The sequence below is a fragment of the Halopseudomonas phragmitis genome (assembly GCF_002056295.1).
Taxonomy (GTDB): Bacteria; Pseudomonadota; Gammaproteobacteria; order Pseudomonadales; family Pseudomonadaceae; genus Halopseudomonas; species Halopseudomonas phragmitis.
In genome coordinates this window covers 486,884-513,104 of record NZ_CP020100.1, presented here as the reverse complement: position 1 = coordinate 513,104, position 26,221 = coordinate 486,884, and the positions used below count along the sequence as shown (strand labels likewise).

20 protein-coding genes and 1 pseudogene are annotated in these 26,221 nt (G+C 61.2%); 11 read left to right on the top strand and 10 right to left on the bottom strand.

Annotation, left to right across the window (positions count from 1 at the left end; translation table 11 throughout):
• Positions 1–22 precede the first annotated feature (22 nt).
• Together BVH74_RS02335 and BVH74_RS02330 are read right to left on the bottom strand one after the other, a co-directional pair.
• Positions 23–532: a chalcone isomerase family protein gene (locus BVH74_RS02335; protein ID WP_080048525.1), complete on the bottom strand. Its 510-nt coding sequence runs from the start codon at positions 530–532 to the stop codon at positions 23–25.
• Positions 533–545: 13 nt separating this feature from the next.
• Entirely contained in the window at positions 546–1,880 is a 1,335-nt protein-coding gene (locus BVH74_RS02330; RefSeq protein ID WP_080048524.1) for an MFS transporter, read from the bottom strand.
• A gap of 144 nt (positions 1,881–2,024) precedes the next feature.
• Here BVH74_RS02330 and BVH74_RS02325 point away from each other — a divergent pair, with 144 nt between their 5' ends.
• The gene (locus BVH74_RS02325; RefSeq protein WP_080048523.1) at positions 2,025–2,777 is read left to right on the top strand and encodes an SDR family NAD(P)-dependent oxidoreductase; all 753 of its coding nucleotides are present in this window, start codon (positions 2,025–2,027) and stop codon (positions 2,775–2,777) included.
• A 49-nt stretch (positions 2,778–2,826) separates the two neighbouring features.
• Here BVH74_RS02325 and BVH74_RS19095 read toward each other — a convergent pair whose 3' ends face one another.
• The 8 genes and pseudogenes from BVH74_RS19095 to BVH74_RS02285 form a co-directional block, all read right to left on the bottom strand.
• The gene (locus BVH74_RS19095; RefSeq protein ID WP_373279487.1) at positions 2,827–3,171 is read right to left on the bottom strand and encodes a helix-turn-helix domain-containing protein; all 345 of its coding nucleotides are present in this window, start codon (positions 3,169–3,171) and stop codon (positions 2,827–2,829) included.
• 319 nt (positions 3,172–3,490) lie between these two features.
• Positions 3,491–4,132, bottom strand: a complete 642-nt coding sequence (locus BVH74_RS02315; RefSeq protein ID WP_080048521.1) for a response regulator — start codon at positions 4,130–4,132, stop codon at positions 3,491–3,493.
• Complete coding sequence (locus BVH74_RS02310) at positions 4,129–7,188, bottom strand: sensor histidine kinase (protein ID WP_080048520.1); 3,060 nt, start codon at positions 7,186–7,188, stop codon at positions 4,129–4,131. Before BVH74_RS02310 ends, BVH74_RS02315 begins: the two co-directional genes overlap by 4 nt.
• On the bottom strand, positions 7,175–7,939 hold the full coding sequence (locus BVH74_RS02305) for an alpha/beta fold hydrolase (protein WP_080048519.1): 765 nt from the start codon (positions 7,937–7,939) through the stop codon (positions 7,175–7,177). Before BVH74_RS02305 ends, BVH74_RS02310 begins: the two co-directional genes overlap by 14 nt.
• 50 nt (positions 7,940–7,989) lie before the next feature.
• Positions 7,990–9,606 (bottom strand): MFS transporter, encoded by a 1,617-nt coding sequence (locus tag BVH74_RS02300; RefSeq protein ID WP_080048518.1) that lies wholly within the window; start codon positions 9,604–9,606, stop codon positions 7,990–7,992.
• 1 nt (position 9,607) lies between these two features.
• Positions 9,608–11,590: an amidohydrolase gene (locus BVH74_RS02295; protein ID WP_080048517.1), complete on the bottom strand. Its 1,983-nt coding sequence runs from the start codon at positions 11,588–11,590 to the stop codon at positions 9,608–9,610.
• Positions 11,587–11,679, bottom strand: a pseudogene (locus BVH74_RS19090) (antibiotic biosynthesis monooxygenase); the annotation flags it as partial. The pseudogene BVH74_RS19090 and the gene BVH74_RS02295, both read right to left, overlap by 4 nt.
• Before the next feature lie 142 nt (positions 11,680–11,821).
• Positions 11,822–12,508 (bottom strand): hydrolase, encoded by a 687-nt coding sequence (locus BVH74_RS02285; protein ID WP_080048515.1) that lies wholly within the window; start codon positions 12,506–12,508, stop codon positions 11,822–11,824.
• Positions 12,509–12,833: 325 nt separating this feature from the next.
• Between BVH74_RS02285 and BVH74_RS02280 the strand changes: the two genes are divergently transcribed.
• From BVH74_RS02280 to BVH74_RS02235, 10 genes are all read left to right on the top strand, one after another.
• Positions 12,834–13,382 (top strand): hypothetical protein, encoded by a 549-nt coding sequence (locus BVH74_RS02280; RefSeq protein ID WP_080048514.1) that lies wholly within the window; start codon positions 12,834–12,836, stop codon positions 13,380–13,382.
• 1 nt (position 13,383) lies between these two features.
• Positions 13,384–13,710 (top strand): transcriptional regulator, encoded by a 327-nt coding sequence (locus tag BVH74_RS02275; RefSeq protein ID WP_080048513.1) that lies wholly within the window; start codon positions 13,384–13,386, stop codon positions 13,708–13,710.
• Between the two features lie 30 nt (positions 13,711–13,740).
• Complete coding sequence (locus BVH74_RS02270; protein ID WP_080048512.1) at positions 13,741–14,595, top strand: MotA/TolQ/ExbB proton channel family protein; 855 nt, start codon at positions 13,741–13,743, stop codon at positions 14,593–14,595.
• 2 nt (positions 14,596–14,597) lie between these two features.
• Positions 14,598–15,032 (top strand): biopolymer transporter ExbD, encoded by a 435-nt coding sequence (locus tag BVH74_RS02265; protein WP_080048511.1) that lies wholly within the window; start codon positions 14,598–14,600, stop codon positions 15,030–15,032.
• Positions 15,032–15,760, top strand: coding sequence for a TonB family protein (locus tag BVH74_RS02260; RefSeq protein WP_080048510.1), 729 nt, complete (start codon positions 15,032–15,034; stop codon positions 15,758–15,760). Before BVH74_RS02265 ends, BVH74_RS02260 begins: the two co-directional genes overlap by 1 nt.
• 15 nt (positions 15,761–15,775) lie before the next feature.
• Positions 15,776–18,370 (top strand): ankyrin repeat domain-containing protein, encoded by a 2,595-nt coding sequence (locus tag BVH74_RS02255; RefSeq protein ID WP_080048509.1) that lies wholly within the window; start codon positions 15,776–15,778, stop codon positions 18,368–18,370.
• A 275-nt stretch (positions 18,371–18,645) separates the two neighbouring features.
• Positions 18,646–20,628, top strand: a complete 1,983-nt coding sequence (locus tag BVH74_RS02250; protein WP_080048508.1) for a type I restriction-modification system subunit M — start codon at positions 18,646–18,648, stop codon at positions 20,626–20,628.
• Between the two features lie 124 nt (positions 20,629–20,752).
• Positions 20,753–22,078 (top strand): restriction endonuclease subunit S domain-containing protein, encoded by a 1,326-nt coding sequence (locus BVH74_RS02245; RefSeq protein ID WP_080048507.1) that lies wholly within the window; start codon positions 20,753–20,755, stop codon positions 22,076–22,078.
• Entirely contained in the window at positions 22,078–25,263 is a 3,186-nt protein-coding gene (locus BVH74_RS02240; protein WP_080048506.1) for a type I restriction endonuclease subunit R, read from the top strand. Before BVH74_RS02245 ends, BVH74_RS02240 begins: the two co-directional genes overlap by 1 nt.
• 27 nt (positions 25,264–25,290) lie before the next feature.
• Positions 25,291–26,202 (top strand): restriction endonuclease, encoded by a 912-nt coding sequence (locus tag BVH74_RS02235; RefSeq protein WP_080048505.1) that lies wholly within the window; start codon positions 25,291–25,293, stop codon positions 26,200–26,202.
• Positions 26,203–26,221 lie beyond the last annotated feature (19 nt).

Below are 26,221 nucleotides of genomic sequence, written 5' to 3'. Positions count from 1 at the left end.
CAGCGGCTGGCAGGCAGCACGCTCAGCGCCGGCCGATCAGTTGGGCGCGGAGCCGGGGTGAGAGCGGCGGCTCGCCCAACCAGATGCCGAAATATACCTCGGCCAATTCCGGGTTCTGGAGACGGATCACCGGTTGTTCGTTGAAGTACAGTTCCAGAGTACCGTCGCCCTGGTATTCCAGCAGGTAGCGGTCGCCGGGCTGGACCGACTGCATGGCGCCATGGAGTTGATCAATGGCGGGGCGCAGTGCGGCCAGCCGGGTACTGTCGTGCTGGCGCTCAAGCGTGCGCCAGGCGGCAGTTTCGATATCCGCGCGGTCGATGGCCACGCGGTATTCCAGGCTCAGCCGGCGTGGCGTGTGTTGATCCAGCAGGCGGTCAACGGGTGTTTGCGCTGGGGCATAAAGTCGAGCGTCGTAGACCCGTACCAGCAGGTAGCTGGCGGTGCCTTCACCGAACAGGGTCAGGCTGGACGGGCTGGCGGTGGCCGGCAGTGCCAGGATCAGTGTCATGAACAGAGCAAGCGGTTTCATTGTGGCGACCTCGCTAAGGGAGTGGCTGGCGTGACTGCGGCAGGGGCTCTGCGGCCGCGCTGGTCAGCGCCGCTGGCCGGTAATGACGCCCAAGCGGCGACCAGATCAGCCAGCCGCCGAGCAGTTTCAGGGCTACCGGCACTCCGCCGTAGAGCAGGGCCAGCATGCCGGTGGAGTCTGTGTCCGCGCCCTGGAAGCCGCTCAACTCCAGCAGGCCGAAGCCCAGGCCAACCGCTATGGCCAGAGCCAGCTTGCCAACCAGCCCCAGCAAGCCAAACAGCAGTCCGGTGTGGCTTTGCTCGTCGGCCAGATCGCCGAGAATGGAGGCTGGCAAGGCCAGGTCGGCGCCCAGCGACAGCCCGGAAATCAGGCACACCAGAGCAAAGGCCAGCAGATCGCCGGGTCCGAGCCATGGCACTACGACGAAGGCGCTGGCCGCCAGCAAAACCGACGCCAGCCAGGCCAGACGCTTGCCCAGATGGCGGGCAAGCAGGCTCCAGCCGGGCAGTGCGATAACTCCGGCGCCGAAGTACAGCAACAGCAGCGGCCCCAAGGCGGACTCAACCTGCAGCCGGTGGCTGACGAACAGGATAAACAGCGCTGCCGGCAGGCCGTTGGCCAGGCTGTTGAGAAAGTGGGCGCCCAGCAAGGTACGCAGTGCCAGCTGGCTACGAATCAGCCGCAGGCCGGTCCGCCAGGACTGGGCTGGTTGGGGCTTGCCGGTTTCCGGCACGCGCCAAAACAGCAGCAGTACCGCTAGCGGGAGCAGCACCAGAACCAGCATGGCGACCGCAGCCAGAACCCGCGCCGGGTCTTCGCTGCCGATCAATAGCGGCAAGGCAGCCGCCAGCACGATACCGACAATGGCGAACCCTTCGCGGCTGGTGGCCAGCCGGGTGCGGCCATGCGAGTTCAAAGTCGCTTCCGCCCCCCAGGCCTGATAGGGCAGGGTAACCATGGTCCAGCCCAGATAGGCCAGTAGCGCCCAGCCATAGAGATAGGCCAGGCCGATGGCGGGTGGTGGCAGTAACAGGCGATGGAGGGCAAACAGCAATAGCGGAGTGCCGATCAGCATCATCAGGCGCCGTCGATAGGCGGCTGGCAGGCGATCGGCCAGGTAACCGATGAGCGGATCGCTCAACACATCGAACAGCCGGGTCAGCATCAACGCGGTACCGACAGCCGCCAGCCCCAGCCCCACCTGGGCTGCATAAAAGGGCGGCAAATAGACGTACAGCGGAACGCCAAGCATGGCCAGGGGTAGCCCCGGCAAGCCATAGGCCAGCCGAGTACCGATCCGGTTGGCCGGGTCGTTCGCAGCAGGTGCGGTGCAGGTCACATTGGTCATGGCTTTGGCTCTATTTTGTATAGGTATATTATTTCTTTTGTATAATATTTGTCTAATGTTGCTGTGTGATGATTTACTGAGTCATTGGTCCTTTGAGCAGGCGGCTCTTGGATATATCGGCATTCACTTGTATAGGTTTTTGTCATGTCACAGGTACAACGTACGCTGTGGGTGGTCGGAGCCAGTACCGGCATTGGCGCCGCGCTGGTTGATGTTTTTCACCGGGCCGGCTGGCGAGTGGCCCTGTCGGCCCGGCGGGCAGAGCTGTTGCATCAGCAGGCAGCGCAGGACCCAGAGCGGCTGTTTGCCGTTCCGGTTGATGTAACCGATCTGGATGCCATGCACCGGGCTGTGGCGGCGATTGAGGCCCGTTGGGGGGAAATCGACACGGCGATTCTCAATGCCGGAGATTATGAGCCGATGGCGCTGGATGACTTTAGTGCGGCGCTCTTTGTCCGTCTGATGCAGGTTAACTACATCGGCGTGGTTCATGGGTTGGATGCGCTGCAGCGGTGCATGCGTGAGCGCAAGCGAGGGCAGATCATGATAACCGCCAGTGTTGCGGGTTATCGCGGGTTACCCTATGCCGCTCCCTATGGGGCGACCAAGGCCGCGCTGATCAGCCTGGCTGAATCCTTGCAGCCCGAATTCGCCCGCGATGGAGTGCGCCTGCGGCTCATCTGCCCGGGCTTTGTGCGCACCCCGCTAACCGACAAGAATGACTTCCCGATGCCTGGGCTGACCGAACCGGCTCAGGTCGCCGCCGCCGTGCTGCGTGAGGTGGATGGGCGGCGCTTTGAGATTCTTGTGCCCAGGGGATTTGGCTGGCTGATGAAGGGGGTGAGGAGTCTGCCCTATTTGTTTTGGCTGCCGTTGGCGCGCAGGATGCTCAGGTGAGATCGGAGCCTGGGGCAGGCTCAGGTTATTGGCGTAATGGATAAGGCCTCTACCTACGAGGTATTTCCCGAAGAGGCAGCTCTTCATGACTGTATCTCTGCCTCCAGGCCTGCGGGTTTGTGCCTATCACGCGGCGGAAGGTGCGACTGAAGTGTGATTGGTCGCAGAAACCATAAGCATGTGCGATATGTGTCAGCGGCTCCTCAGTGTCAAGCATCGTCTTGCACGCAGCCTCTATTCGCATCCGTGTTGCGTAGGCGTGAGGTGTCATACCGAAGGTTTTTCTGAACAGGTGAGAAAAATGGCTGGCACTAAGTCCGATCAGGGCGGCTAGGCTGCTGGTACGGATGGGGGCATCACAATTCTGACTGATGTATTCGCCCACGCGTCGCATCTGCCATAGGCTGAGTTCGCCCGGCTGACTGGGCTTGAAGTGACTGTAAACATCCTGTTGACTTAGTAGTGCCTCGGCCTGATCCAGGTAGCAATATGCGCACTTGGTGTCCTCGTAAAGCACGGTCTTGGCTTCTCTTAACAGGCGGGCGACCTGTGAGAGAGTTTGCATATTGCAACACTCCGAGTGCGAACGGGGTGGCGCAGTACTTTTAATTTCCGCGAATGAACCCATTTGAGTCCCTCCTTATGAGTACAGTCAGAGCATGTGCTGCTTTGACGTCAGTGCACAGCTCACAAGGAAGGGGGCATTATCAACACTAAAGTGTGGGCAAGATGTCGAGAATGCCGCGCTGAACTCCAATGACGACAGCATGGGTGCGGTTTTTGGCGCCTAGCTTGTCCATGATCAGGCGCATGTGGCCCTTGACCGTGTCTTCGCTGATGCATAGCTGTTGTGCAATATCTCTGTTTGAGCGGCCTATGGACGCGGCCTCTAGCACACTGATCTCGCGTGGACTCAAACACTGCTGGCCTAAGTGCTCGGCTAGATCGGTGGCGATCTCTGGGGGAATGTGGCGCTTGCCAGCGGCCAGTGTGCGAATGGTTCCGACCAGTTCCTTGCGCAGGCTGCTCTTGAGCAGATAAGCCTGTGCGCCTGCCTGAATGGCATGCAGGGCTCGCACGTCACCACGGTAGGTGGTGAGGATAGCGATGCGCGCATCTGGGCATTCATCGCGAATCGCCAGAATGCTATCAATGCCGTTCATACATGGCATCTGTAGATCCATCAGGGTGACGTCCGGGCGCAGGCGCCGAAAGCAGTCCAATGCTTCACGACCATCACTGGCTTCACCGACTAGATCAATGTCTAACTGCCCAGCGAGTACCGCAGCGATCCCTTCACGTAGCAGGGGATGATCATCGGCGACCAGGACACGAATAGGGGTGACGGTTGTCATGGGGGCGAGCTCTTGGCGAATCGTTTCCACTGCAGCCAGCGCTTTGCGCGAGGCTGCGGTTGATGGTAGGCCAGTGAACCGGCAAGGGATAACTGCACCTGGCTGCCATGCCCGGGTGTACTCTCAATGTTCAAGATAGCACCAATTTTGGCGGCGCGTTCGTACATTCCCCTCAAGCCCCAATGATCAACGGATTCATCACTCTGCTGGTGCTTGGTCGGTATACCTTGCCCGTCATCGCTGATCCGTAGTGAAAACTGTCTAGGGTTGTAGTCCAGCTGTACGTGCACACTGCTGGCCATAGCATGGCGAAAGGCATTGCTGACGGCTTCACGGGCAAGCTGGCAGAGTTCATCATGTACCACTGGGTGCAATGGGCAGGGTATGCCTTCGATATCGACGTGGTAACCGATGTCGGTGTGTCCGTGCAGGTGTTTGAGCTCGCGCAGGGTCTTTGGCAGATCGGCCGAAGCATCTTGAATGTGACGCAGATTGCGTACCCGGTCGCGCCCTTCGGCGATCACCTGATCGGCGCGATCCAAGGCGTTTTCCAGTTTGCTCCGTGCTGGCTGATCGGCTGGGAGGCTGTCCGCGGCGGCCTGTACATGCAGCATCAGTCCCTGTACTCCCTGCAGCAGCGTGTCGTGCAATTCGCGAGCTATTCGTTCACGCTCGTCGTGGCGCTCTTCCAGGCGAGTACGCAGACGTTCAGAGGCTCGTTGCATATTGCTTCGGTAGAGCAGGTGTAGCATAACCAGCATGACCAGAACTACAGCCAGGATGAACAGAGGATGGCGGTAGAACACTTGGTCGATGCTGAAGCTCAACTCTGCATCCTGCTCACTGGCTATCCCCCTCTGGTTGAGGGCTCGCACGCGAAAGCGGTAGTCGCCGGCGGGCAGGCCAGTATAGGTCGCTTCGCGTTGTCGTCCGGCGGAGTGCCAGTCGTTATCGAAACCATCGAGGCGATAGAGAAAATGCAGGCCTTCGGGGGTGGATAGACTCAAGGCGCCGTAGCCGATAGCCAGGCGTTTACTGCTGGCAGATAACGTTGGCGGTGTTTTTAGTGATATTGCTTCGCCGTCAACGACCATCGACTCGATGCGCACCTTGGGCGGTGTGCTTTTCTGTATTGCACGATCTGGATCCAGCCCGACAACGCCCTGGCGGGTCACGAACCACAACTTTCCTTGGGTGGTAAGTGCGGCTGTGGGCAAGGCGAGCACCTGCTGCGGGTCATTGGCCAGCCCGCCTTGCAGGTCATAGGTACGGTAGATGATATGGTGTTGGGAGGTCTTCAGTGCTTGCTCGATTTCCTCGGCCGGTAACTGGAAAATACCACCTTTGCCTTGCACCCAGAGATCTTCGCCATGTTCGCTGGCGACGGGAATGATGGCGTAAATATTGTCGAACAGGCCGTTATCAGGGAGCGGCAGGGTAGTGAACCGCGTACCGTCGAAACGAGCCAACCCTCGCTGACCACCGAACCAACTGTGACTTGATAGATGGGCCATCGCGGTTACATGGCCGATATCAAGCCCGTCGGTGTCGCTCCAGTGGTGTTCGCCCTGATCATCGTGGCTGACGAGCAGGTTGTCGCGGTAGCCGAACCAGCGTCGGCCGTCAGGTGCAAGACCTGAGCTTACCGGCATCAGTTGTGCCGGATTGTTAGTTGGCGCGGGCAACCTTTGCCACTGCCCCTGACGCAGAACGTAGAGGCCCTGGCGATTCAATGACAGCCAAAGCGTATCTTGGTGATCAATTAATAGAGTACGAACCGACGAGTCCAGTTCGCGCTCGACGGGGAGGGCAGAGATTTTCTGCATCTGATCGTCAATGCTGCGCCAGATGCCTTCGGGGCCGGCCAGCCAGACCGAACCGTTAGGGGCTTTGCTGATCGCGCTGACGGGTGTGCGCAGGGCCAGGTAATGCAGACCATCTTCGTTCAGGCGCATGACGGGTAGGTTGCTGCTACCCGCCCAGAGATTACCTTGGTCATCGGCAGCAAGTGCCAGATTCTGCGCGTTGGCTGGAAAGCCAGCAGGCAGTAAGAAGCGCTCGCGTAGACGGTCCAGACCGTTGTGTGTGCCGATCCAGAGACTGCCTTCGCTGTCTTCGAACAACGACCTGGTGAAGTCGGAGCTAAGACCGTCGCGTGAGGAAAACCGCTCGCTGGAGTTGAAACCTTCACTGCCATAGTCGTTGGGGTTGGTCACGCGCAGCAGACCGCCGCCAGCCGTACTCAGCCACAGGTAGCCATATTGGTCGAAGAGCATCGCGTTGACCGGCTCGCCAACAGGGATGCGAGTCGCCTGCTGTTGGGGGTTGTCTGTTTCAATCCGAAGCAAGATTTCGTGATCGCCTTCGATCAGCCACAGCGCCCCGTCAGGCGCCTGTGACATTTGTCGGGTGCGATTGCTTCGAATGCCACTGTCGCGCAGCATCTTTGTGCCGGGCTGCAAGTAATAGAGGCGTTGTTCGTCGGCAACCCAAAGTCTGTCACTGCTATCGACAAAGAGGCTGTAGGCATTACTGCCAAGAAAACCGTCAACACTACCCAGTTGTTCCCAATGCTTACCGTCGAACCGCATCAGGCCGTCGTTGGCGGCCGCCCAAACTCGACCATCCGCTGTTTGCGCCAGGGCGTAGATCACGCCGCGGCCTAGGTCGAAGGTGACCGGCGGTTCTTCCTCTGAAGTGATCAGGCGAATGCGACCATTGCGCTGGCCTACCCATAGCCCGACGTGGCTGGTCAGCAGACTGGAGACGATGCCCAAATCACGACCGTTCGGTGTGTGGTAACCAGTGAATTTGAAGCCGTCGAAGCGGTATAGGGAGTCATGGGTACCCAGCCATAGATAGCCATCGCGGGTTTCGGCCAGAGCCCCGATCTGGCTGGGACTGTCGTCGTTGTGTGCCCAGCGGCGATGCTCCAGCTGCTGTGTCAGTACACTTCTGTCTGCCTGGGCCGCGGGGCTGAAAAGCAACAGGCAAAACAGGCCAAGTACAATGCCGAGGCAGGGTAGTGAGGCCAGCGGTTGTCTAGAAGCGTCCAAGTTGGTTCTGCGCCCATTCAATGCTGTAGTCGGCGATTGTTTCCCATCCGGGCTCGGCGATCAGCCAGTGGCTGTAGCCGGGGAACTGCTTGAAGCTGGTTACGGCTGCCGAGCGTCGATAGCGACGATAAGTGGCGGCAACCATGTTGGCGCGAACGGTCCGGGCCTGGCCTCCTGCGACCAGTAGTAGAGGCGCACGGTCGGCATTGGAGAAATCAAGGCGACTGCCTATCCCAAGCGTGGCCTCGAAGAACACTCTGCCCGGTGCCGGTACGATGTGTCGCGCATAGGCAGCGTATTGCTGCTCCGGTGTCAGGTTTTGCGCCATATTGTGCGCGAAATACTCATGTCTCATGTACAGCATGTTGCGCCAGCCTGCCCACTGTAGCAACCAGTGACGGCTACGGTACAAATCTAGCAGGCTTGCGCGAGGCGGTAGCGGGCTGATTGCTATGCCCGCCTGACCCAGGCCACGGTCGAGTAGTAATTGCACCAGCAGGCCGCCGAGGTCGTGACCGATCAAAACTGGAGGTTGGTCTAAAGTGCGAATGTGTTCTTCGTAGTAAGCGAGGAGTGAGCGGATACTCAATTGCGCCATTTGCTGTTTGGGCTCTCCGGGCTGATCTTTCGGGTCTTGTGGCCAGGACGGTGCGCTGCAGCTATAGCCACATGCTCTGAAGCGCCGCTGGAACGAATCCCAAATTGCAGGAGTGAGCCAGCAGCCATGGATGAACAGAGCGTGCCTATGCATGTCCGATTCAGTATGTCGTGCTCTGCCTGGGGCAGTCACTGTAGCTAGGGTTAGGCATGCGCTGATTCCGCTGGCTGGGGGGTGTCCTTGGCGGGCACCAGGAAGTGCTCGATGAGAATTGGTACTCCAGGGCTCTGGAATCGTCTGGCAGCAGCCTCGATGCGCTGCTCGGCGCGGGTGACCCGGCCGTGATGGCGCAGATGTTCGAGCCAGGACTCGTCGAAGAAGAACTCCTGCCAATGCCGAGGATTCTCGCTGTTCTGCACCAGCCCCCAGGAGAACGCGCCGTTGCGTCTGCGCATTCGTGCCACTTCATTCATCGCCTGGCAGAAGGCCATGGCATGCTCCGGCGCGACGTCATATTGCAGCGTGACCATCACCGGACCGCGTTCGCGGTCGGACTCGTTGGCCAGAATCGGCACTGGCCAGTGCAGCGATGGCGCTAGGTCCTCGGCTTCGGTAACCGGCAACGGGAAACGGGGAGTCAGTAGCACGCCCAGCGCCAGGCATCCGGCTGCGGCGAGCAGGGCGAGCGGGATGGAGGCATGACTGGCGACGAACCCCCAGAGCGCGCCGCCGGCGGCCATGCTGCCGAAGAACACCAGGATATAGACGGAAAGAGCCCGCGCCCTGACCCAGTCCGGCACCGAGGTTTGCGCGGCGACCTGCAGGCTGGACAGTACGGCGATCCACGCCGCACCACTGAGCAGCATCACCGGCAGCAAGGCGGCAAAGTGGCGCAGGCTGGCCAGAGCCACCAGCACCAGGGCGTAGAGCAGGCTGGCCAGCAACACCAGGCGGTCACTGCTGATGCGCTCGCGAACGCGCGGCAGCAAGGTGGCGCCAAGTACTGCACCGACGCCGACACTGCCGAGCATCAGGCCGAAGTCGCTGGCGCTGCCCTGCAACTCGCCGCGCACGATCAAAGGCAGTAGCGACATGCCGGCGCTGGCACCGACGAAGAATACCGCGGCACGCACCAGTACCGCCTGCAGCGGTTTTGAGGCCCGGCTGTAGCGCCAGCCAGCGCGGATGGCGCCAAGCAGGCGTTCGGCCGGGAAGGTGGCGACCTGGCGCTCGCGCTTCCAGGTCAGCAGCACCACCATGACCGCGAAGAACGACAGGGCGTTGAGGGCGAAGGTCGCCCAAGGGCCGCTCAAGCTGACCAGTACCCCGGCGATGGCCGGGCCGAGGGCGCGGGCGACGTTGATGCCGAGGCTGGACAGGGCGATGGCTGAGGGCAGGTCGCGCTTGCTCACCAGCTCCGGCGTCAGCGCCGACCAGGCCGGCATCATCAGCGCGGTGCCGACGCCCATGGCCAGGGTCATGCTCAGCAGCAGCCAGACCGTGGTCAGGCCGAGCAGGGTAAGCACGGCCAGCAGACTGGCTACCGCCGCCATCCACAACTGCACGCCGAGCAGGTAGCGACGCTTGTCGATAATGTCGGCCATGGCCCCGGCCGGCAGCGCCAGGAGGAACATCGGCGCTGAACCGGCGACCTGCACCAGCGCCACGTGCATGGGGTTGGCCGACAGGCTGGTCATCAGCCAGCCGGCACCGACTTCGTGCATCCAGGTGCCGATGTTCGAGGCGATGCTGGCCAGCCACAGCCAGCGGAAGGTGCTGTGCTTGAGTGCACCCCAGGGCGAGGGTTTTTCGCTGGCCATGTCAGAAGGCAAAGCACGAGCAGCCGAAGGCGCCCCAGAAACCCTGGTGATCGCTCACCGGCACATTGCTGCGGCGTGCGCGGTCATGCTGGTGGGCATGCACCGCGCAGGCGCCGATGCACTGGTGGATGCTGGCGGCCATGGGCGCCGCTGCCGGCTTCCAATGCCCGGGCACCATCGCCACCGGCGACCAGTCCGGCAGTACCGGCAGCGTCGGCGGGGCGAGCTTGTCGAACTCGCCGGTGCCATGCACTACCTTGCCGCCGACGATGGTCAGTACCGACTCCAGCCACTTGATCTGTTCTTCCTCGATGCTGAAGAAGTCCGCGCTCAAGGCCACCAGGTCGGCCAGTTGACCGACCTTGATCTGGCCCTTCTTGCCCTGTTCGCTGGAGAACCAGGCGCTGCCGTGGGTGAACAGCTGCAACGCGGTGTCGCGCGAAAGGCCCTGCGGGTTGAGCGTGGTGCCGCCGACCGTCTTGCCGCTGACCAGCCAGTACAGCGCCGTCCAGGGGTTGTAGCTGGCCACGCGGGTGGCGTCGGTACCCGCACCGACCGGCACGCCTTCGGCCAGCATGCGCTGGATCGGCGGGGTGGCTTCGGCGGCCTTGGCGCCGTAACGGTCGATGAAGTACTCGCCCTGAAAGGCCATGCGGTGCTGGATGGCAATGCCGCCGCCAAGCGCCCGTACCCGCTCGATGTTGCGCGGGCTGATGGTCTCGGCGTGGTCGAACAGCCAGGGCAGGCCGTTGAACGGCATGTCGCGGTCGACCTTCTCGAACACGTCGAGCATGCGCGAGATGGATTCGTCGTAGGTGGCGTGCAGGCGGAACGGCCAGCGCTGCTCGACCAGATGACGCACCACCGGCTCCAGATCGGCTTCCATGCTCGGTGCCAGGTCTGGACGCGGCTCGACAAAGTCCTCGAAGTCGGCGGCGGAGAACACCAGCATTTCGCCCGCGCCGTTGTGACGGAGGAAATCATCGCCCTGGTGTAGTTTGACGCTGCCGGTCCAGTTCTTGAAGTCGGTCAGCTCTTCCTTGGGTTTCTGGGTAAACAGGTTATAGGCGATGCGCACGGTGAGCTGATCCTTGTCGGCCAGCTCCTGGATCACCTGGTAGTCGTCGGGGTAGTTCTGGTAACCGCCGCCAGCGTCGATGGCGCTGGTCACGCCCAGGCGGTTGAGCTCGCGCATGAACTGGCGGGTGGAGTTGACCTGATACTCCAGCGGCAGCGTCGGTCCCTTGGCCAGGGTAGCGTAGAGGATCAGCGCATTGGGCCGTGCGATCAGCATGCCGGTGGGCTCGCCGCTGGCATCGCGCTGGATCTCGCCGCCGGGCGGATTCGGCGTGTTCTTGTCGTAGCCCACGGCGCGCAGCGCGGCGCGGTTGAGCAGGGCGCGGTCGTAGAGGTGCAAGACGAACACCGGGGTGTCGGGCGCCGCCTTGTTCAGTTCATCCAGGGTCGGCAGGCGTTTTTCGGCAAACTGGAATTCGGTCCAGCCGCCGACCACGCGCACCCACTGCGGCGTTGGTGTGCGGTCGGCTTGTTCCTTGAGCATGCGCAAGGCGTCGGCCAGCGACGGCACGCCTTCCCAACGCAGCTCCAGATTGTAATTGAGGCCACCGCGGATCAGGTGCAGGTGCGAGTCGTTGAGGCCGGGTATGACGGTGCGTTTCTGCAGGTTGATCACGCGGGTGGCATCGCCGCGCATGGCCATGGCCTCGGCATCGCTGCCGACGGCGACGAAGCGCCCGTCCTTGATGGCCACGGCGCTGGCCTGGGGGTTTTCGCGGTCGACCGTGTGCAGGCGACCGTTGTAGAGAATGAGATCGGCGCTCATGTTGCCTCCTGATGAACTGGCGGATGAGTCGCCGACCATGGCGGCGAAAGGCAGGGTGGACCACAGCGCCCCGGCGGCGCCGAGGATGCTGCTGGTGGCGAGAAAATGGCGGCGTTTCGGGTCGGAGGGATCCTGGCTCATGGTCGATCCTCGTCTGCGGTTGGGCTCAGCCAGGCGGCGAACAGCCGCGTGGCCATGGGCATGAACAGGTACACCACGAACAAAACAATGTTTTCGGCGAACCTGATGGCGCACCACCAGGTGACGGTTTCCTGTTGCGTCTCGCTCATGCTGGAGACTCTGCTCGAGACCGTGGTCTTGTCGATCCAGCGGCGCGCACCGATACGCGCCACTGGTGCGGCTGTCATGGGGTCAGATGGGCGCTGCGACCGGGGCCAGGGTCGGGCCATGCTCCACACGCTCCGGTGCCTTGTGCACCATGGTGTAGGCGTAGTCCACGCCCATGCCATAGGCGCCGGAGTGTTCCTTGACCAGGGCCATGACGGCGTCGTAGGTGTCGCGGTTCTTCCAGTCGCGCTGCCATTCCAGCAGCACTTGCTGCCAGGTCACTGGCACCACGCCGGCCTGAATCATGCGCTGCATGGAGTAATCATGAGCGGCCTGCGAAGTACCGCCAGAAGCGTCGGCGACCATGTAGATCTCGTAGCCGGCATCGTGCATGGCCGACAGGGCGAAGGTGGTGTTGCACACCTCGGTCCACAGACCGGAGACGATGACCTTGTTGCGGCCGTTCTTCTTCAGCGCGTCACGTACCTTCTGGTCGTCCCAGGAATTCATCGAGGTGCGCTCAAGTAGCGGCGCGTCTGGGAATACGGCGAGCAGCTCGGGGTAGGTGTGGCCGGAAAAGCTTTCGGTCTCGACCGTGGTGATGATGGTAGGCACGTTGAAAATTTTGGCCGCCTTGGCCAGACCCACGGTGTTGTTCTTCAGGGTTTGCCGGTCGATGCTCTGCACGCCAAAGGCCATTTGCGGCTGATGGTCGATGAAGATCAGCTGGCTGTTCTGTGGGGTCAGAACTTCGGTTTTTGGATTGCTCATATCGGTTACCTGTCAGCGGTGTCGGGGGGGATATTCTGCCGAAGCGGTATAGGGCTGTAGGGCTGGGCTCGGTCAGGTCCGAAGAAAGTAAAATAGAATCGGTGCTTGTGATTGGATGTTGTTGTGGTTTTGGTACTTTCATGCGCTCGAGATACCTATCCGCGTCCAGGCTGCAGATGCGTGCCTGATGGTGGTTGACGCCGTCGATGCGACATCATTTTGCCAATGCTCAGGCATCACCCGGATCAATCTTTGAGACAGCTCTTGTTTTTGTCTACTCTGTGAAATAGAGTGCTTTGCAATAAGAACAAACATGCGAGTTGCCATGTCGCCCTCCGCTGAAGAAGCAGCCCGAGCGCTGCGTGAAATCGACGCTATCAAGGAACGTGCCGCCGGCTTTCAGGACTATCAGGCCGAGTCGGCGCAGCTCATCCTCTGGGGCGCGGCCAACAGTATTGGTCTGGTTGCCACGGCGCTGTTCGAACAGCATCTGTTGCAGATCTGGGTGCCATTGGTGCTGCTGTGTCTGGTTGCCGGTGCCTTGTTGGCACGTCGCACCAATGCCTTGCTGCCCGGGATTGGCTGGCGTTATCTGCTGATTCTCGGTGCCATCCTGTTTCTCATCGTTGCTTTGCATGCGGTGTTCTGGCCGCTGGCGCCCGAGCAGGGGGCGATGATCGCGCCGCTGTTCGTCGGCGTACTGTATTTTCTCCGTGGGGTGTTGCTGCGTCCGCGCTATCTGGTGATCGGCGGCGCATTGGCCGGTCTGAGTCTGCTCAGCTTCCTGTTTGCTGGCCCCTGGTTCTGGTGGGCCATGGCGATGACCTGGGGCGGCACCCTGATGCTTTCGGGTGTCTGGCTCGGCAGGCTCTGATATGCAAACACCCGATGAGATTATCCATCAGCCGGTGCGCCTGAAAATCATGGCGGCACTGAATACGCTGGGCAGCAGCCAATGGCTGGAATTCGTTGCCCTGCGGCGGATTGTCGATACCACCGACGGCAATCTTGGGGCCCATCTCAATACTCTTGAAAGCGCTCATTACGTGCGCATCAAAAAAGATTTTGCCGGCAAGAAGCCGCGTACCCGGGTATGCCTGAGCGCTCGCGGGCGCGAGGCGTTTGCCAGTTATGTCGCTGCCCTGCACGCCATTCTCGAACTGCAAACACTGGACACCGACAGTGGTGAGACCGGTGATTGACCTGACAACAACAACCAAATCGGGGATTCCATGTTCACCACACTTCTTAGTGAGTCGACTCAACGCTGGCTGAACCGCGCCAGACTGGCGGCCATTGCCGCGCTGCTGTCTGTCGCGGCGCTATCAGCGGGGTACGTGATTGCCGACACGGCGGCGGTGGCGCCCGCTGAATCGGCTCAGATCCAGCCTCTGGACGAGTTGCCGGCGGTGGGCGAGCGTTTCGGCGTGCGCGAGATGTTCGAACAGGCTGACTGGGTGGTGAAGTCGGTGATGATCTTCCTGGTGCTGTGCTCGCTGCTGACCTGGGCCGTGCTGCTGGAAAAGCTGCTGGTGTTTGTCCGCGCCCGACGTGCCAACCAGCGTTTTCTGACGCACTTTCGTGCCGGAACCATTGAAGTGCTGGGTGAGCGTCTGAGCCAAAGCGCCATGGGGCGCATGTGGCAGGCCGGTATGGGTGAGTACCAGCAATTCTGCCGTCAGCCGGGTGCCAGTGCCGATGCCGGTCGGGTCAACCGCATGCTGCAGCGTATGTCGCTGAACGCCAGCATCGTTCAGGAGCGTGATCTGGCGCGGCTGGGCAGCATGATGGGCGTGCTGGCTACCATCGGCGCCACGGCGCCCTTTATTGGACTGTTCGGCACGGTCTGGGGGATTCTCAACAGTTTCGCCAGCATTGCCACCATGCGCTCGGCGAGCCTGGCGATTGTCGCACCGGGGATTGCCGAGGCGCTACTGGCCACTGCGCTGGGGCTGTTTGCGGCGATTCCAGCAGTGATGATCTTCAACAAGTTCGCCCGTGACATCAACGGCTTCGTCGGTGCACTGGACAACTTCTCCGCGGAAATGATTGCCAGCGTGTCGCGCAAGATCGACGAGGGGCACTGAGCATGGGCATCCAGTTTGACTCCGGGCCGGTGGTCAAGCGCCACAACTACCAGCAGAACGCCGAAATGAACATCACGCCCTTTGTCGACGTGATGCTGGTTCTGCTGATCATCTTCATGGTCGCTGCGCCGCTGGCTACGGTGGATGTGCCGGTTGATTTGCCCAGCAATGCCGCGCAGGCCAATCCGCCGCCGCTGGAGCCCATCTACGTCAGCGTGCAGGCCGACGGCACGCTGTTTGTCCAGGAGCAGCCGAGCAGCCTGACCGAGATTGCTGCCCGTGTGGATGTGCAGTCGGGTGGCAACCGCGAGGCGCGGCTGTTTTTGCGGGGTGATCAGGCGGTCGATTACGGCACCCTGATGCGCGTCATGAATACCCTGCAGAAGGCCGGTTACAGCCGTATCAGCCTGGTTGCCACCGAGGAGCTTGCGCTCTGATGTCCGGCCAGCCGACATCAGAGCGCTCGACGATGGCTGACCAGGCAGCGCCGATTGGTTGGCCGCTGCGGATGCTGTTGATCCTGCTTTCGCTGCTGTTGCATGCCGCCTTGCTGGCCTGGTTGCTGAGTGAGCGTTTCAGTCGCCCGGTGGTTGATGCGTCTGCGGTTGTGGCGGTGGAGCTGATCGAGATGCCCGCGCCTGAACCAGAGCCAGAGCCTGAACCGGAGCCTGAACCCGAGCCCGAGCCCGAGCCAGTCAGACCGACGCCGGCGCCCCGCCCGAGTCCGAGTCCGGCAGCGCGGCAACCGGCCGCTGCCGATCCGGCCGCACCACCGAGCTATGCCTTCGGCTCCAACCAGAACTGGGCTGCACCGCCGGCGCCCGGTACCAGCAGTGGTTCGCGCGCGCGGATGGCGCCGTCCGGTTATGCCGATACGGTGAAGAACCGCGTGACTGCCCATTTGCAGCGCCCCGAAGGTTCGGTCTATAAGCCGCCGCCCGGTTATCGGGGTGATCCCAATGATTTCAAGCGCCAGTGTTATATCCCCTATGAAATCGTGGTCGATGCCAATGGGCGGATGCAGTCCTACACGATCGACCGCTGTGGCGACGAGTTGCTCGATGCGGCTGCCGAGCGCGCCATCCTCAATGCCGGCCCATTTCCGCCACCTCCGGGTGGCAGCGGCCAGGTGACCATTTACGGCACGGCCATTTTCATCAAATAACCGGAGAACCCAGCCATGCAGCTTGCCCTGTCCCGTTCATGGTTCTTGCCAGTGTTTGCCGGGCTGCTGCTTGGCGGCTGCGTCAGCGCGCCACCGGCTCCTGTTCAAACCCCTGAGGCGCCGCAGGTGTTGCCGCCGCCAGTCTCCATGCGTGCCAGCTTTGCCTGCAGCGGCGCCTTGCCCGAGGTGCACTGGCAGATCTGTACCAGTGATGCATTGGCCAGCCTTGATCGGCAGTTGGCCGAGCGTGTGCACCAGCGTGTGCAGGAGCTGGATCTGGTCGGTGCGTTGCTGCTCGAGGCCAGTCAGCGCCAGTGGCAGTTGAGCCGGGCGGGCCAGTGCGGCCTGGGCGAGCAGAGCGCCAGTAGCGGGGTTGCCGATCCAGCTGCACAGGCTTGTCTGGGCCGGCTCTATCAGGAGCGGCTGCAGGCACTGGATAGCTGGCCGTCGGTCAGTCCGCGCAGTAATGCCGAGCACCCGTTGGCGGCTTACGCAGAGTTTCGTCTGGTCGAGGGGCATGATGCCTTGTGCCAGCCACTGGCCAACGCCCTGAATGCCGACTTGAGGCGCCATGGTGATCCGGATGTAGCGCGTTTGCCCGGCAATCGTGCGCTGATCAGCAGCGCAGGTGGTGAGCAACAGATCAATCTGGCCGGCGTGCAGTTGGAGGTCGATCGCTATAATGCCGGGCCGTTTGCCGGCTATCAGCAGCGCAGCCGTGGCCTGAGCATCAACGGCGTGCTGCAACTGGATCAGCGCACGTTGCCGCGCTGGGTCGCGGCACAGCCGAACTATGGCGGGCGGGCCAACGTATCCTCGTCACAGACCGGCGACTATGCGCGGATTGACGTTTTTGAGCGCGAGGGCCGCCCCCTGGTGCTGGTCAATGAAACCTGGGGCTTCTACTCGCCAGCTGCGCGAGGCGAGTCGGCGTTTGCCGGACTCTATGCGCTGCAAGGCGGTAGTCTGCAGCCGCTGTGCCTGTACCAAAGCTACCTGACCCCGCCGCGCACGCGCCTGCTTGAAGGCTTACCGATTTACAGCCAGTTGACCGAAGCATTGGATACGCTGGCGGGTGATCCCTTGCCTGGGTATGCCCAGCATGAACGGCGTGACAATTTTCAGCGCTGGAAGGAGCGTCAGTGGACGCTGCTGAACCTGCCGCTGCTGGGTGCTGATGCACTGTCACGGTATGGCCGCGAGGCAGCTCTGCGTCAGCGCCATGACCAGGCGCTGGAGATGCTGTTCCAGTGGTCCGAGCACAACCTGCGCAGCAAGCAGCGCTACCAGCAGTTATTGCCGTTGCTGCGTCCGGCACACGCTGAGCTGCACGCGATGTATCAGCAGCAGGGGCTGGATGCCGCTCAGGCGGGCGCTGCCGCGGACCTGCTGCTGCATGAAACATTTGCCCGGAGTCTGGAGAATCTGCAGGCGCCAGCCGGTGTGCCGGGCTTGCCGCTGGCGGGATTTGCCAGCTATCAGCCGCGTTACGCGATTGCCCCGGCCCCAGGTGAACTGGAACACGGACGCAATTTCCAGCGCCTGCACAGCGTGCTGTTGAATCAGGGGCCATTGCCGGCAGTGCGTGACTTTCTGGCCTGGGAAAGCCGCACCTTCGGCGAGGAGCGCGGGCTCGGTGCCGACGCTGATACGGCCCTCATGGCCGCCGCCAACAACCCGCCAGCGCTGGCTTATCTGCTTGAACAGGGGCTGGACCCAAATCAGGCCAATGCCTGGGGCAAGACCGCACTGATGACCGCCGTGCAACAGGACAACGCCGAAGCGGTAAGCCTGCTGCTGGCAGCCGGTGCCGACGTGCACGCCCAGACCCGTGCCCGCCAGGCTGGTGTCGGTGGGCCGGATCGCCAGGAAGCAGCTCGGGGACGCCAGACCGCACTGCTGATGGCCGCCGAACAGGCCTCGGAAACCGTTATCACGCAACTGTTGGCTGCCGATGCCGCGCGCCAAGCCTGGGGCGGCTACGATATGGCCGTCTGCACGGCGCTGGCTGGCAATGCGCAGCTACTTGCCAGCACGCAGCAGGCGTTGCGGGCCCGCCTGTGCGTGGAGGATGATTATGCGCCGTTGCCGGTCAGCCGACAGGTGGCAGCCAATCTGCGAGAGGGTGATGTGCTGGTGATTCGTGACGAGGGTATCGAGTATCCGGTCAGCCTGCTGCAGCGCGGCGAAACCCAACTGTTTGGGCGGCATTACCAGTTAACGCCCAAACGCTTGCGCAGTGACCTGCGCGGTCTGGCTACCAACGTAGGTATAGCAGCCAACAGGCGTGCCCGTTTGAGCATCAGCGGCCCTTTGACGCTGGTCTTCGATGACCTGGCGGCGGTCAGCCCAGAGAATGTGCCTTTGCAGGTGTCCTTTCCGGTCAGTGGTAGCGGAGCAGCAGTGGCCGGTTATGCCCTGTCGACAAGCCCGGCCATGCAGGTACTGAGCACGCCCTTTGATGCTGAGCGCAATGATGCCGAGTCAACCTGGCGGGCGCTTTACAGCGCCGCCCTGACTCAGGGCTTTCGCCCTACCGGGCAGGGTTATGTGCTTATACACACACGCGGACGGAGCTGGACCGAGTATCAGTTGGTGGTGACCGAGTAGTTGGTTTCGATGCTGGAAAGTAAAAGCCCCTGAACCGGGGTCACTCTGTCGCTGCCCGCAGCCTGAGCCGTGCCGGGGCCAGCTCATCGGCGCAAAAAGCTCAATTGCGTGGATACCAACCTTGGATACCTAGGCGTGGATTCCTCTTCCAGCGGCGTATCCAAGCAACCAATACGCATATCCAGCCAGCATCGATTATTCAAGCGCGCGGGCTGATCTCAGCATGCATAGTGGGTTAAAGTTCAGGTTTTGCCGCCTCACCCTGGAGCTGTTACGTGAACACGGAAAACCATTCCCAGACGGCCGCCTTTCTCTGGTCGATTGCCGACCTGCTGCGCGGTGACTTCAAGCAGTCGCAGTACGGCCGCATCATCCTGCCGTTCACCCTGTTGCGGCGCATGGAATGTGTGCTAGCGCCGACCAAAGACGCGGTGATCCGTGAGGCCCATGCCCAGGAAGGTCGGCCTGATCTGGTGCGCGAGCGGCTGTTGCTGCGTGCCGCCGGGCAGCAGTTCTTCAATGCCTCCAAACTGACCTTGGGCACGCTGTCCGACACCCAGACCGCTGCCGACCTGATGAGCTATGTGCAGTCCTTCAGCAAGGACGCTCGCGAGATCTTCGAGCACTTCCACTTCGAGGACTTCGTGCAGCAGCTCTCGTCGGCCAACCTGCTGTATCAGGTGGTCCAGCGATTTGCCGCCACCGACCTCAGCCCCGAGCGCATCAGCAACTTCGGCATGGGCATCATCTTCGAAGAGCTGATCCGCAAGTTCGCGGAAAGCTCCAACGAAACCGCCGGGGAGCACTTCACCCCGCGCGATATCGTGCACCTGACCACATCCTTGGTGATCACCGGGCAGGACGACAAGCTCAAGCCCAACAGCATCGTCACCATCTACGACCCGACTGCCGGCACCGGCGGCTTCCTCTCCGAGGGCGACGAGTACATCCAGTCCATCAGCCAGCAGGTCACAGTGTCTTTGCACGGCCAGGAGCTCAACCCCGAGTCCTACGCCATCTGCAAGGCGGACATGCTGATCAAGGGCCAGGACGTCACCAGCATCAAGCTGGGCAATACCCTGTCCAACGACCAACTGGCCGGCCCCGAGCACCGCTTCGACTTTATGCTCAGCAACCCGCCGTTTGGTGTGGAGTGGAAGAAGGTACAAAAGCAGATCACCGACGAGCACAGCGAGAAAGGCTTCAACGGACGCTTCGGGCCGGGCCTGCCGCGTGTGTCCGATGGCTCGCTGCTGTTCCTGCTGCACCTGGTCAGCAAAATGCGTGACCCGCGTGAAGGTGGCTCGCGCATCGGCATCATCCTCAACGGCTCGCCGCTGTTTACCGGCGGCGCCGGTTCGGGCGAGTCGGAGATTCGCCGCTACCTTCTGCAGAACGACCTGGTCGAGGCCATCGTCGCCCTGCCTACCGACATGTTCTACAACACCGGCATCGCCACCTATGTGTGGGTGCTGAGCAATCACAAGGCCGCCGAGCGCAAGGGCAAGGTGCAGTTGATCGATGGCAGCCAGCACTTTGCCAAGATGCGCAAGTCGCTGGGCAGCAAGCGCCAGTACATTACCGACGAGCAGATCGAGGATCTGGTGCGTCTGTATGGCCGTTTTGAGCAGACCGCACAGAGCAAAATCTTCCCCGTCGAAGCCTTTGGCTACCGGCGCATCACCGTCGAGCGCCCGCTGCGCCTGAACTTCCAGACCAGCGCCGAGCGCATCGAAAAGGTGCTGGAAGAAAAAGCCATCCAGAGGCTGGAAGCCCCGGCACGCCAGCGCCTGATCAACGCCCTGCAGGCCATGGATGCCAGCGTGCTGCACCGCAACCGCGAGCAGTTCAGCAAACTGCTGAAAAAGACCCTCGGCAACCATGACTTCTTCCCCAGCACGCCGGAGCTGAAGGCCATCCTCAATGCCCTGAGCGAGCGCGACCCCGAGGCGGATATCTGCATGGTCAAAGGCCAGCCGGAAGCCGACGCCGGCCTGCGCGACAACGAGAACGTGCCGCTGGGCGAGTCGGTCTACGACTACTTCGAGCGCGAAGTAAAACCCCATGTGCCGGATGCCTGGATCGACGAGAGCAAGACAGACGCGCAGGACGGCGAAGTCGGCATCGTCGGTTTCGAGATTCCCTTTAACCGCCACTTCTACGTGTTCCAGCCACCGCGCCCGCTGGAAGAGATCGACCGCGACCTGAAAGCCTGCACCGACCGCATCAAGCAGATGATCGAGGGGCTGTCGGCATGACAGATTTGTCGGGAGCAAATTTGAACAACGGCGCAGCCGTTGGCCCGCAGGGCGAGGGCAGGGATAGCCCAAGTACGTTTCTATCGCATCCGAGATGCAATAACTCGTTGATGGAGAAACGGGCGTGAGTGGAAAAGTTAAATGGCCTTGTAAATTTCCGGATCGCTGGACAGTTCTACCTTCAAAACGCCTTTTTCCAGAATCCAAAGAGCGTGCGCCTGAAAGTGACGAGCAGCTATCAGCCACTCAGGAGTATGGCGTGATTTCCCAAGCCGAGTTTATGCGCTTAGCCGGGAGGCGGGTTGTTCAGCTGAATCAAAACTTAGAGTTGAGGAAGCGTGTTGAGATAGGTGACTTCGTAATAAGTATGCGAAGTTTTCAAGGAGGGTTGGAGCGCGCATGGGCTGAGGGAGGAATCCGCTCATCCTACGTGGTGTTGAGGCCAAGGGCAGATCTTGTGCCGGGCTACTATCAGCGCCTTTTCAAGTCGGTAGATTACATTCAGGCATTGCAGTCAACGGCGAACTTTATTCGCGATGGGCAGGATATGAACTATCAGAACTTTGTTCTGATTGATCTACCTTTTCCTCCAGTATCGGAGCAGCTTTGCATTGCCGCTTTCCTCGACCACGAAACCGCCCGCATTGACGCGCTGATCGCAGAGCAGCAGCGCCTGATCGAACTGCTCAAGGAAAAGCGCCAGGCCGTGATCTCCCACGCCGTCACCAAAGGCCTCGACCCTACGGTGCCGATGAAAGACTCCGGCGTGGAGTGGCTGGGCGAGGTGCCGGCACATTGGGTGAAAAAACGGCTAAAAAACATATCGCCATTCATTACAGTGGGAATTGTTGTTAATCCAAGTGATTACGTGGCGGATGAGGGACTCCCATTCTTATATGGCGGAGAGGTGAAAGAAGGTTTTATCGAGGTCGATAAAGCAAGAAAAATTTCGCCAGAGCACAGTAGGAAAAATCGAAAGACGATGTTGGAAGCTGGCGACATCGTCACGATGCGAGTGGGCTACCCCGGATTAACAGCAGTTGTTCCGCCTGAGTGCGCAGGGGGAAATTGCGCTTCGGTCATGCTAGTGAAGCGAGGAAATTATGACTCGCACTGGCTTTGTGCTGTGATGAACAGTCGCCTTGTTAGACAGCAAGTCGAAGTAGTGCAGTATGGTGCAGCTCAGAAGCAGTTCAACATCGCTGATGCTATTGAGTTTTGGATGTTTGAGCCGCCAATAGAAGAGCAAACAATGATCGCCGAGTTCATTGGCGGGCAGTCATCTGTATTCAATGCCCTCATGGAGGAGTCGGAGAGATCGATGTTGCTACTCAAAGAACGCCGCTCCGCCCTTATCTCCGCCGCCGTCACCGGCAAAATCGACGTACGCGGCTGGCAGCCACCGGCCAGCATCCAAGCCCCCGAATTAGCCGTAGCAGAGGCCGTGTAATGGCAGATAGCAAGGAAGCGCAATTCCAGCAGGACATCATCACCGCGATGGTAGCCCAGGGCTGGCTCACCGGCCGGGCCAGCGGCTATGACCGGCGCACGGCGCTGTATACCGAGGACTTTCTCGGTTACTTCAAGGCCGCCTGGCCGGAGCGTTGGGACAAGTTCGCCAAGGCCAACCCGAATAACCCTGAAGCCGTGCTGGTGCAGAAGCTGGTGCGCGAGCTGGAGCAGGACGGCACCTTGGATGTGCTGCGCCATGGTTTCAAGCTGCCGGGGGTAAAGGTCGAGGTGTGCAGCTTCAAGCCCGACCACGGCATGAACCCGGACACCCTCAAGCGTTACCAGTGCAACCGCCTGCGCGTGGTACCGGAGGTGTCGTATTCCCCTCACTACCGCGAGGGCGAGTACAACCCGCGTCTGGATCTGGTGCTGTTCGTCAACGGCATCCCCGTCGCCACGCTGGAGCTGAAAAGCGAGTTCAAGCAAAGCGTGGAAAACGCCAAGCGCCAGTACCGCGTTGATCGCCCGGTAAAAGATCCGCTGACACGCAAACCCGAGCCGTTGCTGACCTTCAAGCGCGGCGCGCTGGTGCACTTTGCCGTGAGCCAGGATGAGGTGGCGATGACCACCAAGTTGGCGGGCAAGGACACCTTCTTTCTGCCGTTCAACCTCGGCAGCCTCGACGGCGGTGCCGGCAACCCGCCTGCGCCGGATGACAGCCAGTACGCCACCGGCTACCTGTGGCAGCGCCTGTTCCAGCCGGATGCCTGGCTCAAGGTGCTGGGCCGCTTTCTGCACCTGCAGAAGAGCGTGAAGGAAGATGCCGACGGCCAGCGCGTCACTAAAGAAACCCTGATCTTCCCGCGCTACCACCAGTGGGAAGTGGTCAACACGCTGATCGAGACCACCCGCAATGAGGGGCCGGGCAAGCGTTACCTGATCCAGCACAGCGCCGGCTCGGGCAAGTCCAACTCGATTGCCTGGACGGCGCATCAACTGGCCTCGCTCTACGATGCCGAGGGCCAGCGGCTGTTCAACTCGGTGATCGTGATTACCGACCGCACCGTGCTGGACAAGCAGCTGCAGGACACCATCTACCAGTTCGAGCACGCCCAGGGCGTGGTCAAGTGCATCACCCGCGATATCGGCAGCCAGAGCAAGTCCGAGCAACTGGCCGAGGCGCTGGCCGAGCAGACGCGCATCATCATCGTTACCATCCAGACCTTCCCGGCGCTGTTCGATGCACTGGATAAATACCCCAAGCTAGCCAGCGGCCGCTATGCGGTGATCGCTGACGAGGCGCATTCCTCGCAGACTGGCTCATCGGCCAGCAAGCTGAAGCAGATCCTTGGTAGCGATGCGCCTGACGCTGAGGAGATCAGCGCCGAAGAGTTGCTGGACGCCGCCGTGGCTGCTCGTGCGCCGAACGAGCGCATCAGCTACTACGCCTTTACTGCCACGCCCAAGGCCAAGACCCTGGAGCTGTTCGGTCGCCCGGCCAACCCGGTGCTGCCGGCGAGCGCCGACAACAAGCCCGAGGCGTTCCACCTGTACTCCATGCGCCAGGCCATCGAGGAGGGTTTCATCCTCGATGTGCTGCAGAACTACACCACCTACAGCACCGCCTGGAAGATCGCCCACCCGGACGGCGACGACGAGGAAGTGGACTCGAAGAAGGCGCGCATGAAGCTGGCGCGCTGGGTGCGCCTGCATCCGTACAACATCAGCCAGAAGGTCGAGGTGATCGTCGAGCACTTCCGCGCCAATATCCGCCACCTGCTGGGTGGCCAGGCCAAGGCGATGGTCGTTACCGGCAGCCGGCAGGAGGCGGTGCGTTACCAGCTGGCGGTGCAGGCCTATGTAAAGCAGATGGGCTACGGCGATGTGCACCCGCTGGTGGCCTTCTCCGGCAGCGTGCTGCCGGACGGGGTGATTCCCGAAGAGGTGACGGAAAGCAGCAGCCTGCTCAACCCCGGCCTGAACGGGCGTGATCTGGCAGAAGCCTTCGATACCCAGGACTTCAATGTTATGATCGCCGCCAACAAGTACCAGACCGGCTTCGATCAGCCCAAGCTGTGCGCCATGTACGTGGACAAGAAGCTGCAGGGCGTGGACTGCGTGCAAACCCTGTCGCGCCTGAACCGCACCTTCGGCGACAGCAAGCCGACCTTCATCCTCGACTTCTTCAACGATCCTCAGGACATTCTCGACGCCTTCCTGCCCTACTACACCAGGGCCGAGCTGACCGACGTGACCGACCCGCAGCTCATCTACGACCTGCAAAAGAAGCTGGATGCCGAGGGCATTTACTACTGGCAGGAGGTCGAGGCGTTCGCCATGGCCTTCTTCGACCCCAAGGCAGCGGCCAGCAAGCTCAGCTACTACTGCGCGCCGGCCAAGGAGCGCTTTGCCAAGCGCTACAGGCTGGCCCATGAATCACGCCAGCACGCGCTGGAGTTCAAGCGTACCGCCGAGCAGAACGGCGACAGCGCTGGTGTGAAGAAGGCCGAAGCAGCCGTGAAGGAAGCCGGCGAGCAGGTGGACCAGCTCGACCTGTTCAAGAAGAACCTGCAGAGCTTCGTGCGCCTGTACGAGTTCCTCTCGCAGATCATTCCCTATGAGGATCGCGAGCTGGAGCAGCTGTGCGTCTACGCCAAGCACCTGCACCCGCTGCTGCGTGTGGATCGCCTCGATCAGGACGACGTGGACGTGGGCGAGCTGCAACTGACCCACTACCGCCTGACCAAGCGCGCCGAGCATCAGCTGAGGTTGAGCGAGGAGGGCGGCGACTACGGCCTCGACCCGGCCACAGGACTGGGCAGCGGCAAACCCCATGACCCGGAGAAGAAGCGGCTATCGGAAATCATCGAGGCGCTGAACGATATTTTCGGTGCCGAGGTGAGTGATGAGGATCAGCTGCAGTTTCTCACCGGCATCGCCAATCGCATCAGTCGTCAGGAGGATGTGATGGCCCAGGTGAGCAACCACTCGGTCGAACAGGTGATGCATGGCCTGTTCCCCAAGCGGGTGCTGGACACAGTGCTGGACGCCATGACCGACCACGAGAAGCTGTCGCTGGAAGTGCTGGATAACGAGACCAAGAGCCGGGCGTTTGCGTTGGTGATTTTGAAGATGCTGACGCAGCAGGCGGGGCTGGATCAGAGCGGCGAGCGCCGCACCTGAACGGTCTAACCAAGTCGGGGAGTAACGATGGCAATTCCGGATTTTCAAACTGTAATGCGCCCGGTGCTGGCGACTGTGCAGGATGGCGTGCCGCTGGCGCTTAATGAGCTGCGCGAGCGAGTTGCCAATCAATTCCAGCTGACGGAGGACGAACGTAAGGAGCGCCTTCCCTCCGGCCATCAGACGGTGATCAATAATCGTATCGGCTGGGCGCGCACCTACCTGAACAAGGCTGGTTTGCTGTGTATACCGGCCAGGGGGATGGTGCAGATTACCGCGCGAGGGAAAGAGGCGCTGACCAGCGGCCCGCAACGCATCACGGTGGGGTGGTTGAAGCAGTTTCCTGAGTTCGCTGACTTTCATACTGCCAAGCCGCAGGGCAGTGATGCGACGGTCGCGAAAGAGCTGGACTTGGCCGAGACGACGCCGGATGAGCAACTGGCAGAGGCGCATCAAACGCTGCAGCAGTCACTCGTTGATGAGCTGTTGGCGCAGGTGCGGGCCGCGACGCCGAGCTTCTTCGAGCAGTTGGTTGTCGATCTGATGCTGGCCATGGGGTACGGCGGGTCGCGCAAGGAAGCAGGCAAGGCGACTCAGGCCACCAATGACGATGGTATCGACGGCATCATCAAGGAAGACAAGCTCGGCCTCGACGTGATCTATCTGCAGGCCAAGCGCTGGTCCAATACGGTACATAGGCCCGAGATAGACAAGTTCATCGGCGCATTGACCCGCCAGCGGGCGCGCAAGGGCGTGTTTATCACCACCTCGGAGTTCTCCTCTGGTGCCCGCGAAGCGGCGCTGGGATTGGATATCAAGGTGGTGCTGATTGACGGTGTGGAGCTTGCGCGGCTGATGGTGGAAAACAACTTGGGCGTGAGCGTTAAGCAGGTGTACGAGGTGAAGCAGCTAGACAGTGACTACTTCAGCGAAGACTGATCTGCAACAACGAAAAGGA

Coding starts and splice junctions, on each gene's coding strand:
- BVH74_RS02335 (WP_080048525.1), bottom strand. CDS start 532: ATGAAACCGCTTGCTCTGTTCATGACACTGATCCTGGCACTGCCGGCC.
- BVH74_RS02330 (WP_080048524.1), bottom strand. CDS start 1,880: ATGACCAATGTGACCTGCACCGCACCTGCTGCGAACGACCCGGCCAAC.
- BVH74_RS02325 (WP_080048523.1), top strand. CDS start 2,025: ATGTCACAGGTACAACGTACGCTGTGGGTGGTCGGAGCCAGTACCGGC.
- BVH74_RS19095 (WP_373279487.1), bottom strand. CDS start 3,171: ATGCGACGCGTGGGCGAATACATCAGTCAGAATTGTGATGCCCCCATC.
- BVH74_RS02315 (WP_080048521.1), bottom strand. CDS start 4,132: ATGACAACCGTCACCCCTATTCGTGTCCTGGTCGCCGATGATCATCCC.
- BVH74_RS02305 (WP_080048519.1), bottom strand. CDS start 7,939: ATGCATAGGCACGCTCTGTTCATCCATGGCTGCTGGCTCACTCCTGCA.
- BVH74_RS02300 (WP_080048518.1), bottom strand. CDS start 9,606: ATGGCCAGCGAAAAACCCTCGCCCTGGGGTGCACTCAAGCACAGCACC.
- BVH74_RS02295 (WP_080048517.1), bottom strand. CDS start 11,590: ATGAGCCAGGATCCCTCCGACCCGAAACGCCGCCATTTTCTCGCCACC.
- BVH74_RS02285 (WP_080048515.1), bottom strand. CDS start 12,508: ATGAGCAATCCAAAAACCGAAGTTCTGACCCCACAGAACAGCCAGCTG.
- BVH74_RS02280 (WP_080048514.1), top strand. CDS start 12,834: ATGTCGCCCTCCGCTGAAGAAGCAGCCCGAGCGCTGCGTGAAATCGAC.
- BVH74_RS02275 (WP_080048513.1), top strand. CDS start 13,384: ATGCAAACACCCGATGAGATTATCCATCAGCCGGTGCGCCTGAAAATC.
- BVH74_RS02270 (WP_080048512.1), top strand. CDS start 13,741: ATGTTCACCACACTTCTTAGTGAGTCGACTCAACGCTGGCTGAACCGC.
- BVH74_RS02265 (WP_080048511.1), top strand. CDS start 14,598: ATGGGCATCCAGTTTGACTCCGGGCCGGTGGTCAAGCGCCACAACTAC.
- BVH74_RS02260 (WP_080048510.1), top strand. CDS start 15,032: ATGTCCGGCCAGCCGACATCAGAGCGCTCGACGATGGCTGACCAGGCA.
- BVH74_RS02255 (WP_080048509.1), top strand. CDS start 15,776: ATGCAGCTTGCCCTGTCCCGTTCATGGTTCTTGCCAGTGTTTGCCGGG.
- BVH74_RS02240 (WP_080048506.1), top strand. CDS start 22,078: ATGGCAGATAGCAAGGAAGCGCAATTCCAGCAGGACATCATCACCGCG.
- BVH74_RS02235 (WP_080048505.1), top strand. CDS start 25,291: ATGGCAATTCCGGATTTTCAAACTGTAATGCGCCCGGTGCTGGCGACT.